Below are 23,195 nucleotides of genomic sequence, written 5' to 3'. Positions count from 1 at the left end.
AAGTTATCTAACTAATTCCAAAAATCCTTGTATTGGGTCACTTCCATTGCCCAAGTCAATAATGTAGAAGTAGGTTCCAGCAGGCAATGTTTGCGATCCGAGTGTGTTTCCAGAGTTTGCATTACCCTCAAATCTATTAGATACATTGTCGTAGCCCGAAGTCTCATATATTGGTTGTCCAGCTCTATTAAATATTTTGACATTATTGTTAGGGAAGTAGTCTATACAATCAATCAAGAAGAAATCATTTTTACCATCAGCATTCGCTGAAACCCCATTATAAACTGTTATTGATGTTTCAATTGTGAAAGACGCTGAATACTCACACCCATTTTCAGCGGTAAATGTGACTGTATAGTCACCTGGATATGCATCAATCAATCTAGAATCATTGCCAACAGTATTTCCGTTTTGATCTTTCCAAACATAGTCTGTTGCAAGCTGGAATTCTTCGAAGCTAATTATTGCAGTACCAGTAAATTGATTGGTTGATCCATCTTCGGTTCTTAGACAAACTGAATTATTGAGTACTACTTCATATACAGGATCAACAACTTCATAACCAATTTCCACAGAAGTAAATGCTGATTCACATCCAGTTGCTAGATTCGTTGCTCTTACTAGGTAAGTAGTTGTATCCAAATTGAATACTTCTGAACCAGTTGCATATGGATTAATCATGTCATTTGGATCAAACCACTCGAACAAGAAGTTATTGGTAACTCCATCAACATTGGCAATTGCACTACCATTTGCAAACTGACAGTTATTTCTTCCATTATTCACAAGTACGAATGGATCGCTAGGTGTTTCAGCAAGATTCTGAATTTCAAAGATTTCTTCAGAAATACAACCTGTAACCACATGTGTAAGCACAAGTCTGTACATTCCTGCATCTAATTCGTCAACGAAGAATGTAGTATCCAATCTAACATTGGATGCGTCAAACCACTCAATATTAACAGTTGATAGATCAGGAACGTCTACTGAAGCAAATCCATCTTTAACATCAAAGCAAACTGTAACATCACTGCTAGAAAGAGTGTATTCAGGATTACTTGTTCCATCTTCAATAGTAACTTCAACTGCTTCAGATTGACAGAAGTTGTCTATGTCATCAACTACATATACCACATATTGGCCATCAGCTAACCCTTCAACCAAGGTGCCAGTAAAGTCCGCGTTTGCTGGATTAGGATTGGTACCTACGGTAGCAAGATCTCCAGTGAACCAATAATAACTGTAATCTGAGATTGCTCTGCCAGGGGCAAGAGTAATTACTGAAACAGCCGCCTTACCGTTTGGAACGGTACAACTTGTATTCGCTGAAGTGGATGTTGAAATTGCAATTGGATTTGGAATATCATCTGTCATTTCATAAGTCTCAACAGAGATACATCCAGTAGTGTTGTTTGTTACTTCAACAGTGTAGAATCCAGCCGCAAGTCCAGATACTTCATTGGTGTTTTCTCCAGCTAAATTACTTCCGCCTGTATAGTCATCGGAAGTCAAAGGATCGCTTGTATCATTTCCGAAGAACCATTCAAAGTCATAAGTGCCATTTTCAGGTTGGCCATCTGCTAGAACAAGTAGTCTACCATTTGGATTGCTAGGATCACAATTGCTTTGGAAATCAAAGTCATCTAAATCAATTGCTGGATATGTCAGATTTTCACCAACCTCAACTTCGAATGGAAGCGTCGTACAATTAACAATTGTGTTGGTACCAATCACCCAATATACCCCAGCAGCAGCATTCACGTAAGGAGCACCAGCGTTACCAGTAAATATTGGAGCAGGACTTCCTACAGTAGGATCAACGTCATAGTAATCAAAGTCATAGTCTGAGACATTATCTCTATCTACACTTGTTACTGCAATTGTACCATTTCCAGGGGTACAGTTGGTAGCATCGACTATATCAATTGCTAAAATCGAAACTTCCGTTGGTACATTAGGTAATTCAAATTCTTCTAGACTTATACAGCCAGTTGAAATTCTAGTAACCTCTAGAGTATAGGTATCGGCTGCTAGCCCTGAAATATCAGATGTTGTTACTCCAGCAGGCGTCGAACCATTTCCAGGATCAACTCCATCAACTAAAGCTGTTCCCGTTCCAGATCCCAGGTACCACTGGAATGTATAATCTGGATCAGTATCATCGATACCGGATGTTGTACCTACAGTAGCAGTTCCTCTTAAGGTTCCATTTGGAGTAGCCCCAGCAGCACAAGTTGAATCTGCAACTTGTAATGAAATACTTATGATAGGACGTAATACATTGTCAATTATTTCAAATTCTAATGGATCTGAGAAACAATCTGAATCAATCTTTCTAACTATAGCGAAATATGTTCCAGCCTCAAGTTCTGTATGAATGAAGTTAGTGTTATCAGCGTCTCCATCAGCCACCTGAGATCCAGTATTACCTGCTGTTGCATCTCCAATATTATCATAAACCTCTAATTGATAATTACCAGCCATTGCTGTCTGATCAAGAGTGTTTCCATCAAACGTTGTTTCTAATAATTCAAAAGATCCTATATCTGCGGGTGCTCCATCATTATCGTCATCACAAATGTTATTTTCAACAACTGCAAAATCAGATATACTTGGGTTAATAGGAACGTTGGTAATCGTATATGTTCTAACAATATCACAAGATGTTAGAGTGTTAGTTACCGTAACTTGATAATCTCCTGCAGCTACACCAGTTAAGGTTGCTTCGTTATCAGTAACGCCAACTGCACCACCACCTGCAATTTCCCATAGGAAAGTAAAATGGTCTGTGTGGTCGAATTGGCTATCTACCAGTACTTCGAGTCCGCCAGCGTTTACTCCGCCACCACAATCTTCATCAGGTATCATTTCGATCAATGCTACCTGAGGATTCCTAACTGAATCGCTCACGTTAATGATTGCTGTTGTTGATATACATCCAGTAGTTGTATTTTCAGCAACTACAAAGTAATCATCAGCTGCAAGATTGGTAAAGGAAATAGATGTTGCAGCTGGATTTGTAAATGGTGAACCAGCTAGAGGAGCACCAGCAACAGATCCTTGGGTAATTCTAATTTCGAAATCAGTCAAGTCACCAGTGGAAACATCTGCATCATTAATAATTAATGTACCGCTGTTACCAATACATAAAGTGTCTGGAGCAGTTCTAGCTTGAATAGACACATCATCAAGTGTTGGGATGTCGTCCATCGAACCTACATTGAATACAGCAGTAGAAGTACATCCTTCATTACCTGTTCCAGGAGTGTCTCCCAGATCCTTAACAATAACTACGGAGTAATCACCTTCAGCAAGATCAGATAAGGTGGTCAATGTACCATTTGCAGTTGCTGATCCTCGACTTCCAGCATCAGCCGGGAAGATTTCATTTCCAGCAGCAATTGCACCTCTATACCAAGTAATTGTAAAATCAGTAGGGGTGGCAGCAACTCCATCATCTGTAATTGAAATTGCCACTGATCCATCACCTACGTTGCCTGTGTTATCACAATAAGTATCTTGAACAATTGCGCTTGCAAGATTGATAATTGGATTAACCGTTTCATCTTCGATGATAAACTCGATAAAGTCTGCAGCAGCTTGCGCACAACCAGTACCGTTTACAGCGGCTGTATTAGTGATTTGTACGTAGTAAGTATCTGGAGCAAGTCCAGCTACTTCATTAGCACCAGCATCACCATTATTAAATCCTACTACAAGCGCATCGGCCAGTGGTGTAGTACCATCGCTTTCGAACCAGTCGAACGTGTAGTCAGTGAGTGCATAGTCACCACCAGAGATTGTAGTAGTAGCACCACCAGGTCTAGTTTCTGTGATGTCAAGTATTTCAAATGATCCATTATCTGGGTTACAATCATCAGAAGGCTCGATGTTGAAATCTACTCCTGCGGTAGTACCTACAGATATTGTAGTATTGAACTGCTCGATAGTTACCGACTGCAGTGTGCTGATACATCCATCACCAGGAGTGGTGTTGTCTTCGATTCTCACGAAGTAAGTACCTGCTGGCAGTTGATCTACGACGCTGTTGTTCACAGAGAATGCCGGAGCGGCAACGGCACCTGTACCGTCAAGCGGCTGAGTTTCGCCTGCATCTTCGAACCAGCTGATGGTGTAATCGGCTGGAGCGGCAGAACCATTAGTGATAGTAAGCGTAGCTTGTCCTGTAGGAGTAAAGGTCGCGTCATCACAAACGATGTCCTGAGCAGTCTGTGCTACAGTGAACGTAGGGATTACCGTTTCATCTTCGATGATAAACTCGATAAAGTCTGCAGCAGCTTGCGCACAACCAGTACCGTTTACAGCGGCTGTATTAGTGATTTGTACGTAGTAAGTATCTGGAGCAAGTCCAGCTACTTCATTAGCACCAGCATCACCATTGTTAAATCCTACTACTAGTGCATCGGCCAGTGGTGTAGTACCATCGCTTTCGAACCAGTCGAACGTGTAGTCAGTGAGTGCATAGTCACCACCAGAGATTGTAGTAGTAGCACCACCAGGTCTAGTTTCTGTGATGTCAAGTATTTCAAATGATCCATTATCCGGGTTACAATCATCAGAAGGCTCGATGTTGAAATCTACTCCTGCGGTAGTACCTACAGATATTGTAGTGTTGAACTGCTCGATAGTTACCGACTGGAGTGTACTGATACATCCATCACCAGGAGTGGTGTTGTCTTCGATTCTCACGAAGTAAGTACCTGCTGGCAGTTGATCTACGACGCTGTTGTTCACAGAGAATGCCGGAGCGGCAACGGCACCTGTACCGTCAAGCGGCTGAGTTTCGCCTGCATCTTCGAACCAGCTGATGGTGTAATCGGCTGGAGCGGCAGAACCATTAGTGATAGTAAGCGTAGCTTGTCCTGTAGGAGTGAAGGTCGCGTCATCACAAACGATGTCCTGAGCAGTCTGTGCTACAGTGAACGTAGGGATTACCGTTTCATCTTCGATGATAAACTCGATAAAGTCCGCAGCAGCTTGCGCACAACCAGTACCGTTTACAGCGGCTGTATTAGTGATTTGTACGTAGTAAGTATCTGGAGCAAGTCCAGCTACTTCATTAGCACCAGCATCACCATTGTTAAATCCTACTACTAGTGCATCGGCCAGTGGTGTAGTACCATCGCTTTCGAACCAGTCGAACGTGTAGTCAGTGAGTGCATAGTCACCACCAGAGATTGTAGTAGTAGCACCACCAGGTCTAGTTTCTGTGATGTCAAGTATTTCAAATGATCCATTATCTGGGTTACAATCATCAGAAGGCTCGATGTTGAAATCTACTCCTGCGGTAGTACCTACAGATATTGTAGTGTTGAACTGCTCGATAGTTACCGACTGCAGTGTGCTGATACATCCATCACCAGGAGTGGTGTTGTCTTCGATTCTCACGAAGTAAGTACCTGCTGGCAGTTGATCTACGACGCTGTTGTTCACAGAGAATGCCGGAGCGGCAACGGCACCTGTACCGTCAAGCGGCTGAGTTTCGCCTGCATCTTCGAACCAGCTGATGGTGTAATCGGCTGGAGCGGCAGAACCATTAGTGATAGTAAGCGTAGCTTGTCCTGTAGGAGTGAAGGTCGCGTCATCACAAACGATGTCTTGAGCAGTCTGTGCTACAGTGAACGTAGGGATTACCGTTTCATCTTCGATGATAAACTCGATAAAGTCCGCAGCAGCTTGCGCACAACCAGTACCGTTTACAGCGGCTGTATTAGTGATTTGTACGTAGTAAGTATCTGGAGCAAGTCCAGCTACTTCATTAGCACCAGCATCACCATTATTAAATCCTACTACAAGCGCATCGGCCAGTGGTGTAGTACCATCGCTTTCGAACCAGTCGAACGTGTAGTCAGTGAGTGCATAGTCACCACCAGAGATTGTAGTAGTAGCACCACCAGGTCTAGTTTCTGTGATGTCAAGTATTTCAAATGATCCATTATCTGGGTTACAATCATCAGAAGGCTCGATGTTGAAATCTACTCCTGCGGTAGTACCTACAGATATTGTAGTATTGAACTGCTCGATAGTTACCGACTGCAGTGTGCTGATACATCCATCACCAGGAGTGGTGTTGTCTTCGATTCTCACGAAGTAAGTACCTGCTGGCAGTTGATCTACGACGCTGTTGTTCACAGAGAATGCCGGAGCGGCAACGGCACCTGTACCGTCAAGCGGCTGAGTTTCGCCTGCATCTTCGAACCAGCTGATGGTGTAATCGGCTGGAGCGGCAGAACCATTAGTGATAGTAAGCGTAGCTTGTCCTGTAGGAGTAAAGGTCGCGTCATCACAAACGATGTCCTGAGCAGTCTGTGCTACAGTGAACGTAGGGATTACCGTTTCATCTTCGATGATAAACTCGATAAAGTCTGCAGCAGCTTGCGCACAACCAGTACCGTTTACAGCGGCTGTATTAGTGATTTGTACGTAGTAAGTATCTGGAGCAAGTCCAGCTACTTCATTCGCTCCAGCGTCACCATTGTTAAATCCTACTACTAGTGCATCGGCCAGTGGTGTAGTACCATCGCTTTCGAACCAGTCGAACGTGTAGTCTGTGAGTGCATAGTCACCACCAGAGATTGTAGTAGTAGCACCACCAGGTCTAGTTTCTGTGATGTCAAGTATTTCGAATGATCCATTATCCGGGTTACAATCATCAGAAGGCTCGATGTTGAAATCTACTCCTGCGGTAGTACCTACAGATATTGTAGTGTTGAACTGCTCGATAGTTACCGACTGGAGTGTACTGATACATCCATCACCAGGAGTGGTGTTGTCTTCGATTCTCACGAAGTAAGTACCTGCTGGCAGTTGATCTACGACGCTGTTGTTCACAGAGAATGCCGGAGCGGCAACGGCACCTGTACCGTCAAGCGGCTGAGTTTCGCCTGCATCTTCGAACCAGCTGATGGTGTAATCGGCTGGAGCGGCAGAACCATTAGTGATAGTAAGCGTAGCTTGTCCTGTAGGAGTAAAGGTCGCGTCATCACAAACGATGTCCTGAGCAGTCTGTGCTACAGTGAACGTAGGGATTACCGTTTCATCTTCGATGATAAACTCGATAAAGTCTGCAGCAGCTTGCGCACAACCAGTACCGTTTACAGCGGCTGTATTAGTGATTTGTACGTAGTAAGTATCTGGAGCAAGTCCAGCTACTTCATTAGCACCAGCATCACCATTGTTAAATCCTACTACTAGTGCATCGGCCAGTGGTGTAGTACCATCGCTTTCGAACCAGTCGAACGTGTAGTCTGTGAGTGCATAGTCACCACCAGAGATTGTAGTAGTAGCACCACCAGGTCTAGTTTCTGTGATGTCAAGTATTTCAAATGATCCATTATCCGGGTTACAATCATCAGAAGGCTCGATGTTGAAATCTACTCCTGCGGTAGTACCTACAGATATTGTAGTGTTGAACTGCTCGATAGTTACCGACTGGAGTGTACTGATACATCCATCACCAGGAGTGGTGTTGTCTTCGATTCTCACGAAGTAAGTACCTGCTGGCAGTTGATCTACGACGCTGTTGTTCACAGAGAATGCCGGAGCGGCAACGGCACCTGTACCGTCAAGCGGCTGAGTTTCGCCTGCATCTTCGAACCAGCTGATGGTGTAATCGGCTGGAGCGGCAGAACCATTAGTGATAGTAAGCGTAGCTTGTCCTGTAGGAGTGAAGGTCGCGTCATCACAAACGATGTCCTGAGCAGTCTGTGCTACAGTGAACGTAGGGATTACCGTTTCATCTTCGATGATAAACTCGATAAAGTCTGCAGCAGCTTGCGCACAACCAGTACCGTTTACAGCGGCTGTATTAGTGATTTGTACGTAGTAAGTATCTGGAGCAAGTCCAGCTACTTCATTAGCACCAGCATCACCATTGTTAAATCCTACTACTAGTGCATCGGCCAGTGGTGTAGTACCATCGCTTTCGAACCAGTCGAACGTGTAGTCAGTGAGTGCATAGTCACCACCAGAGATTGTAGTAGTAGCACCACCAGGTCTAGTTTCTGTGATGTCAAGTATTTCAAATGATCCATTATCCGGGTTACAATCATCAGAAGGCTCGATGTTGAAATCTACTCCTGCGGTAGTACCTACAGATATTGTAGTGTTGAACTGCTCGATAGTTACCGACTGGAGTGTACTGATACATCCATCACCAGGAGTGGTGTTGTCTTCGATTCTCACGAAGTAAGTACCTGCTGGCAGTTGATCTACGACGCTGTTGTTCACAGAGAATGCCGGAGCGGCAACGGCACCTGTACCGTCAAGCGGCTGAGTTTCGCCTGCATCTTCGAACCAGCTGATGGTGTAATCGGCTGGAGCGGCAGAACCATTAGTGATAGTAAGCGTAGCTTGTCCTGTAGGAGTGAAGGTCGCGTCATCACAAACGATGTCCTGAGCAGTCTGTGCTACAGTGAACGTAGGGATTACCGTTTCATCTTCGATGATAAACTCGATAAAGTCCGCAGCAGCTTGCGCACAACCAGTACCGTTTACAGCGGCTGTATTAGTGATTTGTACGTAGTAAGTATCTGGAGCAAGTCCAGCTACTTCATTAGCACCAGCATCACCATTATTAAATCCTACTACTAGTGCATCGGCCAGTGGTGTAGTACCATCGCTTTCGAACCAGTCGAACGTGTAGTCAGTGAGTGCATAGTCACCACCAGAGATTGTAGTAGTAGCACCACCAGGTCTAGTTTCTGTGATGTCAAGTATTTCAAATGATCCATTATCTGGGTTACAATCATCAGAAGGCTCGATGTTGAAATCTACTCCTGCGGTAGTACCTACAGATATTGTAGTGTTGAACTGCTCGATAGTTACCGACTGGAGTGTACTGATACATCCATCACCAGGAGTGGTGTTGTCTTCGATTCTCACGAAGTAAGTACCTGCTGGCAGTTGATCTACGACGCTGTTGTTCACAGAGAATGCCGGAGCGGCAACGGCACCTGTACCGTCAAGCGGCTGAGTTTCGCCTGCATCTTCGAACCAGCTGATGGTGTAATCGGCTGGAGCGGCAGAACCATTAGTGATAGTAAGCGTAGCTTGTCCTGTAGGAGTGAAGGTCGCGTCATCACAAACGATGTCCTGAGCAGTCTGTGCTACAGTGAACGTAGGGATTACCGTTTCATCTTCTACTTCTATTTCAAATACCGGAGTTTCACATGTTTTGGTAACTTGAGTTGCTTCAACGAAATAAGTTCCAGCGGCAAGTCCAGAAACACTGTTGGCTCCTTGGTCTCCATTATTTAGACCTCCGTCAACAAATGCATCTGCTAGAAGTACATTTCCAGCATTTCCCGGATCTATATATGTGGTATACCATGTGAATTCATAATCGGCCACATTATCAGTTATATCTGCATCATTAATGATGATTGAACCATCCAAAGGATTACAATCCTGATTTGGTGCAATAGTAGCATTAGTGATTTCATGTTGCTCGGGATTATGGCCTACTGTTAATGTTGTTGCAACTTCACAACTGTTAGGAGTATTTCCAGCTCCTCCGAGTCGTTGAACTGTAACTGTATAGTCACCTGGATTTAAGTTTGTTGGATTAGAGGTCGCAGTTTCTGTTAAAATGTCCTCTGTTAAAACTGTAAACGCATCGGCATCTCTAACCCAAGTAAATCGATACCCATTTGGTTGTTGATCTAATGCAGGGTTTAAGTTTTCCGCAGGATCTTCAATTACAGTTAATGATAGTGCTCCATTTCCAGCCGTAATATCACAGTTTGTGTTATTAGTAATGATATTACTTTCTAAGATTGGCTCATAAGCCAGGTCTAGAATTTCTTCATCTACGGATGCAGCAGTCCAACAATTTGAGGTCGACCCAGGGTTAAATGCTGGATTATTAATTTCTTGAGCGATAGCTACATAATCCCCAGCAGGTAAGTCAGGAAATTCGGCTTCATCACCTGCATTTAGTACAGGTCCGGCACCACTTGCAAGAGGAGTTCCATTACCATCAAGACGGTCTCCAGTTAGGGGGTTATAAGTATATGGGAATACTCGACCTTCAAAAGTGTATGCTGCAAATCGATCAGCAGGAACTCCATTTCCAGCGTACAAGAATATTGTATACTGAGAAATATCATCAAATTCATTGAGGCCAGTAGCATAACCAAGGTTATTGATTGCTGTTATTGTAGCAGTTTCTGTGGATGTTGCTCCAGTTAATACGTCAGCATTGACAAGTGCTGCAGAACCATCGTCTAATGTAACTTGAACCTCGCCTGTAAACTGGTCTGCGCCAATGATACCAGTAGCACCACTTGGTGCAGCGGTAAATGCCTCACCAATAGTAAATTGACCACTTTGAGGCGCCACCGTTAAGATGATATTATCAGCTAAACCAACTCTAGCAGCACCATTATCAGGACATTCAGTTACATTGTCAATGGTAAGCGTAGTGGTTACCTGTTGTCCCGAGAACCCTAAGTCAAAGGTTTCAAAATATCGACATCCGGTTGCTTGATCGATCATCACAACAGTATAAAGTCCAGAGATTATTCTATCAAGAGTAGTTGTACCTCCAACGTTTGTATCTCCGTTATCTGAAACTATGACTGAATTTCCTGGAGAAGGGTTTGATACTAGAAAATCTCCCGTAATTAGGGCAGCTGCAGATCCTGTAGTTTCCAAGGTTGCATAGTCTTGCGCTCCTTCATACCATTCAAATGTGAAGTTCAAACCACCTCCATCTGCATTTGGTGCTCCAGCTCCCAATGCAGTAATTTCTGCAGTGATTCTTCCATTTTCACCATCACAACTACTTGGTATTATATTGGCAGTGAATTCAATAGTTGGTTTATATGGAGAAACCTCATCAGCAACTGTTACCGTTTCAATTGCGCTTACACAACCTGTTTGGGTTTCTGTTATAACAACCGTATAATCTCCAGCAGCTAAACCACTAACTGTATTTGTAGAGACATTGGTAGGTGTAGATAAGTTACCTGGGTCAACTCCCTCAACTAATTCGTTACCAGCAGTTGCACTCGTTCCAAAATACCATTGATAAGTAAAGTTTGAACTAACTCCAATAGGAGGTCCAGCAGGTGTAAAAGTAAGGCTAGGGGTTACAGAAACCTGTCCATTTGCAGGATAACAATCTGAATGATCACCACTAGCTGAAGATCCAACAGTCAACGATGGTGCGAATTCTCCAATAACTACTTGAGCTGTTTCTGTACATAGAGTTGCATTATCAGTGATTAAAACAGTGTATGTTCCGTGCAATTGATTGTCAATTTGATCATCAGTATCAAAAGGGGATCCAGCTGTTCCAATACCAGCATACCATTCAAAAGAATAGTTGGTATTGGCACCTTCAGCAACAGTTAGGGTAGCGCTTCCTATAGGATTAGCTACGTCACAACTAAAATTATCTTGCAATACTTGCGTAGTAGGGGTTATCGTTGGCAGATTAATACCAATAGTTACGTTAGCCGTTGCGGTTACACAACCAGTGATTAGGTCAGTAACGATAAGTATGTAGTCACCATCTTCTACGCCTGTATTACCTGAAGCATCATCATCAAGTACTGCATCATCATCGATTTGAGTACCCGGAGCTACCGCAGTAGCCCAGAAGAAGCTGTAATCAGAAAGGGCTAAACCTTGTCCAGTAATATCAGCAAGTGCTACAGTAGCAGTACCTGTGAAGTTGTTTGGATCACACGAAGTATTATCCGTAGTGTTAGCGTTGATCGTAGCTACATCGAGCGTAGGGTCCACGGTAGCATCAACGATAGCGAACGGATGGTCGATTGTACATCCGGAGTTTTCATCCGTGATGGTCATCACATAGTTACCAATCGGCAATCCAGATACAGTAGTTGTAGTGACAGCAGCATTGTTGTAAGCTACATCTGCGAAACCACCTGTAGATCCATCATTAGCGATAGCCGTACCACCCGAAGTTTCGAGAGCGAAAGCGAAAGTGCCAGCCCCAGTGCCACCAGTAGGAGTAAGAGTTACTGCACCATTAGCGTCAGGGTTAGCCGCATCGTTTAGAGCAGGATCACAGACAGAGTTACCTGTAAGTCCAGATTCTCCAGCGCCAAGGGTAGGTTGTCCTGAGTTGATAGTTACGTTAGCCGTTGCGGTTACACAACCAGTGATCAGGTCAGTAACGATAAGTATGTAGTCACCATCTTCTACGCCTGTATTACCTGAAGCATCATCATCAAGTACCGCATCATCATCGATTTGAGTACCCGGAGCTGCCGCAGTAGCCCAGAAGAAGCTGTAATCAGAAAGGGCTAAACCTTGTCCAGTAATATCAGCGAGTGCTACAGTAGCAGTACCTGTGAAGCTGCCAGGAATACAAGAAGTGTTATCTGTAGTGTTAGCGTTGATCGTAGCTACATCGAGCGTAGGGTCCACGGTAGCATCAACGATAGCGAACGGGTGGTCGATTGTACATCCGGAGTTTTCATCAGTGATAGTCATCACATAGTTACCAATCGGCAATCCAGATACAGTAGTTGTAGTGACAGCAGCATTGTTGTAAGCTACATCTGCGAAACCACCTGTAGATCCATCATTAGCGATAGCCGTACCACCCGAAGTTTCGAGAGCGAAAGCGAAAGTGCCAGCCCCAGTGCCACCAGTAGGAGTAAGAGTTACTGCACCATTAGCGTCAGGGTTAGCCGCATCGTTTAGAGCAGGATCACAGACAGAGTTACCTGTAAGTCCAGATTCTCCAGCGCCAAGGGTAGGTTGTCCTGAGTTGATAGTTACGTTAGCCGTTGCGGTTACACAACCAGTGATCAGGTCAGTAACGATAAGTATGTAGTCACCATCTTCTACGCCTGTATTACCTGAAGCATCATCATCAAGTACCGCATCATCATCGATTTGAGTACCCGGAGCTGCCGCAGTAGCCCAGAAGAAGCTGTAATCAGAAAGGGCTAAACCTTGTCCAGTAATATCAGCGAGTGCTACAGTAGCAGTACCTGTGAAGCTACCAGGAGTACAAGATACATTATCTGTAGTGTTAGCGTTGATCGTAGCTACATCGAGCGTAGGGTCTACGGTAGCATCAACGATAGCGAACGGATGGTCGATTGTACATCCGGAGTTTTCATCCGTGATGGTCATCACATAGTTACCAATCGGCAATCCAGATACGGTAGTTGTAGTGACAGCAGCATTGTTGTAAGCTACATCAGCGAAACCACCAGTAGATCCATCATTAGCGATAGCCGTACCACCCGAAGTTTCGAGAGCGAAAGCGAAAGTACCAGCCCCCGTGCCACCAGTAGGAGTAAGAGTTACTGCACCATTAGCGTCAGGGTTAGCCGCATCGTTTAGAGCAGGATCACAGACAGAGTTACCCGTAAGTCCAGATTCTCCAGCGCCAAGGGTAGGTTGTCCTGAGTTGATAGTTACGTTAGCCGTTGCGGTAACACAACCAGTGATTAGGTCAGTAACGATAAGAATGTAGTCACCATCTTCTACGCCTGTATTACCTGAAGCATCATCATCAAGTACCGCATCATCATCGATTTGAGTACCTGGAGCTGCCGCAGTAGCCCAGAAGAAGCTGTAATCAGAAAGGGCTAAACCTTGTCCAGTAATATCAGCAAGAGCAACAGTAGCAGTACCTGTGAAACTGCCAGGAATGCAAGAAGTATTATCTGTAGTGTTAGCGTTGATCGTAGCTACATCGAGCGTAGGGTCCACGGTAGCATCAACGATAGCGAAAGGATGGTCGATTGTACATCCGGAGTTTTCATCAGTGATAGTCATCACATAGTTACCAATCGGCAATCCAGATACAGTAGTTGTAGTGACAGCAGCATTGTTGTAAGCTACATCAGCGAAACCACCAGTAGATCCATCATTAGCGATAGCCGTGCCACCCGAAGTTTCGAGAGCGAAAGCGAAAGTACCAGCCCCCGTACCACCAGTAGGAGTAAGAGTTACTGCACCATTAGCGTCAGGGTTAGCCGCATCGTTTAGAGCAGGATCACAGACAGAGTTACCCGTAAGTCCAGATTCTCCAGCGCCAAGGGTAGGTTGTCCTGAGTTGATAGTTACGTTAGCCGTTGCGGTAACACAACCAGTGATTAGGTCAGTAACGATAAGAATGTAGTCACCATCTTCTACGCCTGTATTACCTGAAGCATCATCATCAAGTACCGCATCATCATCGATTTGAGTACCTGGAGCTGCCGCAGTAGCCCAGAAGAAGCTGTAATCAGAAAGGGCTAAACCTTGTCCAGTAATATCAGCGAGAGCCACAGTAGCAGTACCTGTGAAGCTGCCAGGAATGCAAGAAGTATTATCTGTAGTGTTAGCGTTGATCGTAGCTACATCGAGCGTAGGGTCTACGGTAGCATCAACGATAGCGAACGGATGGTCGATTGTACATCCGGAGTTTTCATCAGTGATGGTCATCACATAGTTACCAATCGGCAATCCAGATACGGTAGTTGTAGTGACAGCAGCATTGTTGTAAGCTACATCAGCGAAACCACCAGTAGATCCATCATTAGCGATAGCCGTACCACCCGAAGTTTCGAGAGCGAAAGCGAAAGTACCAGCCCCCGTGCCACCAGTAGGAGTAAGAGTTACTGCACCATTAGCGTCAGGGTTAGCCGCATCGTTTAGAGCAGGATCACAGACAGAGTTACCCGTAAGTCCAGATTCTCCAGCGCCAAGGGTAGGTTGTCCTGAGTTGATAGTTACGTTAGCCGTTGCGGTAACACAACCAGTGATTAGGTCAGTAACGATAAGTATGTAGTCACCATCTTCTACGCCTGTATTACCTGAAGCATCATCATCAAGTACTGCATCATCATCGATTTGAGTACCTGGAGCTGCCGCAGTAGCCCAGAAGAAGCTGTAATCAGAAAGGGCTAAACCTTGTCCAGTAATATCAGCAAGAGCAACAGTAGCAGTACCTGTGAAACTGCCAGGAATGCAAGAAGTATTATCTACGGTAGTTGTAGTGACAGCAGCATTGTTGTAAGCTACATCAGCGAAACCACCAGTAGATCCATCATTAGCGATAGCCGTACCACCCGAAGTTTCGAGAGCGAAAGCGAAAGTACCAGCCCCCGTGCCACCAGTAGGAGTAAGAGTTACTGCACCATTAGCGTCAGGGTTAGCCGCATCGTTTAGAGCAGGATCACAGACAGAGTTACCCGTAAGTCCAGATTCTCCAGCGCCAAGGGTAGGTTGTCCTGAGTTGATAGTTACGTTAGCCGTTGCGGTAACACAACCAGTGATTAGGTCAGTAACGATAAGTATGTAGTCACCATCTTCTACGCCTGTATTACCTGAAGCATCATCATCAAGTACTGCATCATCATCGATTTGAGTACCTGGAGCTGCCGCAGTAGCCCAGAAGAAGCTGTAATCAGAAAGGGCTAAACCTTGTCCAGTAATATCAGCAAGAGCAACAGTAGCAGTACCTGTGAAACTGCCAGGAATGCAAGAAGTATTATCTGTAGTGTTAGCGTTGATCGTAGCTACATCGAGCGTAGGGTCCACGGTAGCATCAACGATAGCGAAAGGATGGTCGATTGTACATCCGGAGTTTTCATCCGTGATGGTCATCACATAGTTACCAATCGGCAATCCAGATACAGTAGTTGTAGTGACAGCAGCATTGTTGTAAGCTACATCAGCGAAACCACCAGTAGATCCATCATTAGCGATAGCCGTGCCACCCGAAGTTTCGAGAGCGAAAGCGAAAGTGCCAGCCCCAGTGCCACCAGTAGGAGTAAGAGTTACTGCACCATTAGCGTCAGGGTTAGCCGCATCGTTTAGAGCAGGATCACAGACAGAGTTACCTGTAAGTCCAGATTCTCCAGCGCCAAGGGTAGGTTGTCCTGAGTTGATAGTTACGTTAGCCGTTGCGGTTACACAACCAGTGATTAGGTCAGTAACGATAAGTATGTAGTCACCATCTTCTACGCCTGTATTACCTGAAGCATCATCATCAAGTACCGCATCATCATCGATTTGAGTACCTGGAGCTGCCGCAGTAGCCCAGAAGAAGCTGTAATCAGAAAGGGCTAAACCTTGTCCAGTAATATCAGCGAGAGCCACAGTAGCAGTACCTGTGAAGCTGCCAGGAATGCAAGAAGTATTATCTGTAGTGTTAGCGTTGATCGTAGCTACATCGAGCGTAGGGTCTACGGTAGCATCAACGATAGCGAACGGGTGGTCGATTGTACATCCGGAGTTTTCATCAGTGATAGTCATCACATAGTTACCAATCGGCAATCCAGATACAGTAGTTGTAGTGACAGCAGCATTGTTGTAAGCTACATCTGCGAAACCACCTGTAGATCCATCATTAGCGATAGCCGTACCACCCGAAGTTTCGAGAGCGAAAGCGAAAGTGCCAGCCCCAGTGCCACCAGTAGGAGTAAGAGTTACTGCACCATTAGCGTCAGGGTTAGCCGCATCGTTTAGAGCAGGATCACAGACAGAGTTACCTGTAAGTCCAGATTCTCCAGCGCCAAGGGTAGGTTGTCCTGAGTTGATAGTTACGTTAGCCGTTGCGGTTACACAACCAGTGATCAGGTCAGTAACGATAAGTATGTAGTCACCATCTTCTACGCCTGTATTACCTGAAGCATCATCATCAAGTACCGCATCATCATCGATTTGAGTACCCGGAGCTGCCGCAGTAGCCCAGAAGAAGCTGTAATCAGAAAGGGCTAAACCTTGTCCAGTAATATCAGCGAGTGCTACAGTAGCAGTACCTGTGAAGCTACCAGGAGTACAAGATACATTATCTGTAGTGTTAGCGTTGATCGTAGCTACATCGAGCGTAGGGTCTACGGTAGCATCAACGATAGCGAACGGATGGTCGATTGTACATCCGGAGTTTTCATCCGTGATGGTCATCACATAGTTACCAATCGGCAATCCAGATACGGTAGTTGTAGTGACAGCAGCATTGTTGTAAGCTACATCAGCGAAACCACCAGTAGATCCATCATTAGCGATAGCCGTACCACCCGAAGTTTCGAGAGCGAAAGCGAAAGTACCAGCCCCCGTGCCACCAGTAGGAGTAAGAGTTACTGCACCATTAGCGTCAGGGTTAGCCGCATCGTTTAGAGCAGGATCACAGACAGAGTTACCCGTAAGTCCAGATTCTCCAGCGCCAAGGGTAGGAGGAGCAGCTCCAATAACTACAACCAATGTGTCAGAAGAACATCCTAAGATTGAAGTAGCTACAACCTTATATGTATCATCTATTACTCCAGAAAGATTTTCTGTATTACTTCCAGCAGTAGGTGCTCCATCCACAACTTGAGTTCCATCTGAGTAGAACCAGTCATAATCATAAGTTCCAGCTGGGCTCACCGTTACAGATGCGGCACCATTGTATGCTGAAGGCATACAATTTGTGTTATCGGTAGGAGTACCATTTAATGATAAAGTAGGTATCGTTTGATTTTCAGAAAGTATAAAGTTTTCTGTTGCTGGACAATCAGTATTAGTGTGAGTGACTACTAAAGTATATTCATCAGCTACTAGGCCAGATACGACGGCAGTTTGTGAACCCGATGGTACAGAGCCATTTGCGGCAGCAATACCATCAACTAAATCAACTCCGTCTAATTGCCACTGAAATGTGAATCCTGTAATATCGTTAGTGCCTGGTGGGAAATCTGGGTTATTATCAACATAGGCACTTAATTGACCATTTCCTGTTCCACAATCCGTTTGGGCGGCGTCCTCTGTTATTACAATGTTTGGAATGTAAGGATCATCAGCAATTGTCAATGTGAGTTCGACAGTTTCACAACCAGTTGTAATATGCTCAGCAACAACTGTATAGTCTCCTGCTGCTCTGTCACTTAAATCATTATCACCAACTGTTGGTCCTGCGATTATTGGGTCTGAAGAATCATCACCATCATACCATGTAAAGCTGTAGTTACTAATTACGTCGCCTTGAATGGTTACTGATAGGAACCCATTTGGGGCTGCAGGGTCACAAGAAGAATTATCTATAATAGTTTGCGCAGCAGCGAAGGCTGGTATTACTGTTATATCATCAACTACAATATCTTCAAAAGCTGAACATTGTGTATCATCATTGGTAACTCTTATTCTGTAATCGCCCGGGGCCAGTCCTGTGAATGTGAATGGTACTGCTCCGTTAGCAATTGTTTCGTCTGCTCCGATTTGTGAGCTAAATGAATGTCCATCAAAAATTTCATATGTGTATGAAGCTGGTTCGGAGGTAGGCATTGATGCTGTCACATCGACACTGCCTTCATCATTATCACAATTTGCATCATCAGTAACAACGGTTGCTATAACTGGTTCATCTTGAGATCTATCTATTGTGAATGGAATTTCAACATTACCACAACCTGTTAGATTGTCAAATACAACCAAAACATAATCTCCGTCATCTAGATCTCCAAAAACACCAGTTGTGTTTATAAAGTCAGCATTGCCAGAAACTGTTGATCCTTCATACAATTCAAATCTGTATGGGAAAAGGACGAATGAAACAGTGTCAACGAAGTTACCAACAGAAGTATTACCACCAGCAGTAGAAACTGCCTCGAACTGGAATCGCGTTGTGAATTGATCAGTTGGAATAGTATACTCACCTTCATAAAATGCCCACGCCGTATTTCCAGTTGAAAAACTTCCTTGAACTACTTCAGCTCCTGGTTCTCCAATGTTAACAGAGATTTCATCAGTTCCAGCCCTACCTTTATGAGCAAATGACCAGTTTAATAAAGATCCTGGAACCGTTGCCAAATCGAAATACAATGCTGCAGTTTGATTTGCATTAATTTCTGCAAACTGATCTCCATGAAAAGCATCATGAATAGAACCACTTATTGTATTGTTATTGTGCCAAATTTCTATTCTTTGATCTCCTGCAGTTGTACTCCATCCATTAATAAAATCTTGCTGATATGTTTTAATCCTACCACCGTTAAAAGACTGTGAATGGTCATTGTTGGTGAGAATATCTAATTCTTCAAAACTGCTATTAATGTTACCTATTGAAACAGTAGTAACATCCGTTGGCACCACTCCAGATGCATCTATTGAGCCTAAAACGGCTACATCACAGCTATTAATATCATTTACGATTAAGTTACCTGGAGTTACTGTAAGTGAACCAGGGTTATCATCTACCTCAATCGTTTCAACTTTGAAGCAACTTGTACTATTATCGGTAACTCTCACAGTGTAAGTTCCTCCTTCAAGCCCTCCAAGTTCATATGGATTGTCACTTACTAAGAAAGCTCCAGGAGCTGCTGTACCAGGAAGAGCATTTCCAGCAAGAGTATTAGCTCCTAAAAACCATTCAAAAGTAAAACCTGTAACAGTTCCAGCACCATCTCCATCAGCACTTAATATTCCATTTCCAGCAACACATGATGAGTTATCTTGGACAAGAGTTAGGGTAGGGTCCGGAGCAATAGAATTATCATTTAAGGTAACCGTTACTGGATCAGATACACAGCCTGTATCATCATCAGTTACTACTATTGTATATTCTCCATCTGAGGTTACTGTATAAACTGCACCTGTAAAGTCAGCAGCAGGCTTAACCCCGTTTCCATCATACCAATCGAAAGTGTATCCAGCAGTACCTCCATCAATATCTGCGGAAAGTTCTCCAGTACCTCCACATGCTGTTATATGAGTTATTGCAATATTAGGAGCATTGACTGCTTCAGTATTTGTTGTTACTTCAATAAGTGCAGTATTCGTACACCTTGTTTGAAGATCAATAACATCAACAGCAAATTCTTTAGCTAAGAGATTCTCAATCACATTGCCGGTTGCAAAAACAGTGTTGGTAATATCATCATTGTCTCTCCAGTTAAATTCGTAACCGTCCGCCACTTCTAAGGTATCCAGCGGTCTGTTGTCTGTATCATTTGCTGGGAAAGTACCTTGTTCTGTTTGAGTGTATACAAACGCGCCAACTGATCCATCAGGCGTATCGCATTGGGTTAATGGACTAATTTCATATGCCCAAACATGTACAGTAGGGGTAGTTCTTAATATTTCTACCTCAACAGTGTCAGAATAACATTCCGTGGTTTCAAAATACCCAATAACATTATATGTGCCGTCAGGCATTTGAGAGAAGGTGCTTGAGTTATTTAGAATTGTACTAAATGTAGCGTCAGCAGCATCGTACCAGAAAAATTCGAATCCATCTGGCTCAGTGAATTCCGCAGTAATATCAGGTCCAGTTCCATTGATAGATATATTATCAATGTAGTGAAATTCAGAACTTGAAGTGTTATGGATTTCGGCTGTTATTACTAAGATAGAATCTGAGCCATCTGTATTTAGATTGGATAAGAACGCCTGAGCATATGTGAAATCATCAATTTGGAAACCATTCGAGAATTGACCAGTCGCAGAAACTGCATTTGATCGATCTCTTACTTCATATGTGACACGAACGAAATCTCTCCATTGCCCAGATCCCTCTTGATTACCGTTTTCGAAAATGTCCATTGTGACATTTACATCTGTATGTCCAGATATGTCAATATCTTCAGATGTCCAGGTCACAATACCAACATCATTACTCGTTCCTGTATTATTTCCATGGAACATTTTTGATCCGTTGTAAGTGGTGACTCCATAGGCACCTGGGCTTTCTGTTCCAGGATCAGAGGACCAACCTGTGTCATCTGTATCAGATTGAGCGCCATTAGCCCTGTCTTCAAAATTCTCAACCCAGAAAGTTTCATTGCCTCCAGGTGTAGGTCCAAAGTAATAAGCTCTGGCCTGTCCATTATCAGGAACAAGAACTGTATTTCCACCTCCATCTACATATGAATCAACACACTTCCTGTTGTCGAATATCTTTTCAACCGTTAAGTCAAAAGTTTGAAATCCTACTCGTGTAGAATCGATGTTATTGATAGTTTCACATTCAGGAATTGTAGCTGTCGGGAGTGGGTTATCTAATGGAGGAGTTCCTCCGTTATCATTGATAACTACGTATAGCATAAAATCCCCTCCAATTCCAGAAAATGTTTGTTCTAGAGTTAGAGTTTCGCCAACTTCAAAATTTACAAGAAGCGCTACTTTAGTGTCAAGTAGAGTGGCATTAGCAGTTTGAGGGTTTCCGGCATAATAGGACACAGGAAGACTCCCTGAAATATCTATATCACCCAGGTTGGTAATTTCAAACTGAACTGTGATTTCGGCATCTGGACAAAGAGCGTCTGACGCAGAAATAATATCTTCAAAACGAATGTCTGGAGATGCGAATTCAACACATCCTTCTTCGTTAAGGATAGGTGCCTGATTTAAGAATGTGTTTAATGGACGATTATCAAAAGGGATTGTAGTTCCATCTGCATATTCACAGGAATTAGCTAAAGAGAAAATTACTGAATGGTCTTGGACCTCAGTTGGGATTGTAAGATCATCGTTAATATTAACGTTGTAGTATCCATGCTGATTCCAAACTCCTCTTGCAGGCATCCATGCTTCTCCATCTGATTCGTAAATTCTAATTTGCGAGAATTGCGTGTTTGAATAGGGGCTAAAAGGCGTCGAATTATTTGTATAGCATGAAACACAAATTTCACTACTACCATCACCATCAACATCAGCGATGACTGGATACTCTTCTTGTGTTCTAGAAACACAAGCTATCTCATTTCTTTCGTTTGTTGTATTATCTCCATTGCCTACTCCGTCAACAATTAATAAAGATTCCTCACTTCGGTATACAACTTCTACCGCACCATCACCATCAAAATCAAAAAGCGAACAGCCAGTAAATCCAGAAGACCCTTCCTTGATTGGATGGATCCAGTGAATGTTGAAATTTTCATCTAATGAGTAAAGCTTTTGGTCCATAACAAAGTTGGCATTCAATTGGCCATCTCCATCAACATCCCCGATGTTTACTCTACCTGGTCCTCTAACAAAGTTGTTTGTTGGATCGTGATATGTAATTACATTTTGATTGGCAACATCCCAAAAGAAAATAGTTGTTTCTCCATTGTATTCTTCACTTGCGGTTCCGAGCGCCCCAGTCATTATTAAGTCAATATTCCCATCAAGATTATAATCTGCAGCAGATACTGTCGACCACTGATCATCCCAGTTTGGATAGTATTTTGGATAGTAATTTAAATTAGGATCAATATCATCATGAATATCATCATCCATGTCCTCAATCAAAGTACGTGTTCCGGCCGCTTCATTGATTGCCCAAATTTCATTACCACTGACCAATTCTAATCCAGCACAATCTGCACATGCTGCATCAGGTAATACATCAACAGCAATTGAACCGTGAGTATAATCTTCTTCCCAATTGCCATCACCAGCTATTATTACTGTTCCTGTTAAGGCATCCATCACTTCATTTCGGTAATAGATTTCTACATCACCGTCTTCATCAAAGTCTGCAACTCCTGGAAGTCCAATAGACTGATTAACAGATGCTCTCTCTCTCCATCTTTCGGTAAGTATACCAGTTACAATGTCTACATTATACAATGCCAAATCGTCTCCTTTATTTTGAGAGACGATGATGTCACCAATTTCATCACCATCAATTTTTGCGATAATTGGTGCATTTTCTGGTGTAAAGCCAATATCAGCGGAAGCGATTGTAGCACCAGTGGCACCATTCAAAACAAAAAGATCTAAAGAACCATAATTGTTAACGGAAACAACTTCAGGAATTCCGTTTCCATCTAAGTCACCAATAGCTGGCGTAACGTGGCTGGTTGCTGATTCATCTTCAGATCCCCACTGTTGCCTAATCGCAAATGTACTTACATCGATATCATCTGCGCACAAGACCGGATTCCCAAAAAAGAAATCTTCGCAAGCTACATTATCTGAACAATCATTGTCAAAACAGTCAATGAGGCCATCTCCATCATCGTCAGTTCCATTTGAGCAGTCTTCTTGGGCAGAAGCAATAGTGGTAGAAAAGGAGATAATTAATATAAGTATTGACTTCCAATAGCTATTCATGGTATTAGTTGAAATGGATACTGACATAGATACATCTTATAGGCGTAATGTAACCCTCTAGCAATCTAGATAAACCCGCTGAAAATCAAAAGGTATAATGGGTCAGGATAAAGTTACGCCTATAATCAAAAGATGAACTATATCAATAAATAATATAATTATTTAAAGTGTAATTTTAG

At 43.5% G+C, this 23,195-nt stretch carries 1 protein-coding gene; it reads right to left on the bottom strand.

Annotation, left to right across the window (positions count from 1 at the left end):
• Window positions 1–3: 3 nt before the first annotated feature.
• Window positions 4–23,043, bottom strand: a complete 23,040-nt coding sequence (locus tag ACY650_RS18875) for a T9SS type B sorting domain-containing protein (RefSeq protein ID WP_462249991.1) — start codon at window positions 23,041–23,043, stop codon at window positions 4–6.
• Window positions 23,044–23,195 lie beyond the last annotated feature (152 nt).

Source organism: Ekhidna sp., from assembly GCF_963691765.1.
In the GTDB taxonomy this organism is placed as follows: domain Bacteria; phylum Bacteroidota; class Bacteroidia; order Cytophagales; family Cyclobacteriaceae; genus Ekhidna.
This window is presented reverse-complemented; position numbering and strand designations above follow the sequence as displayed.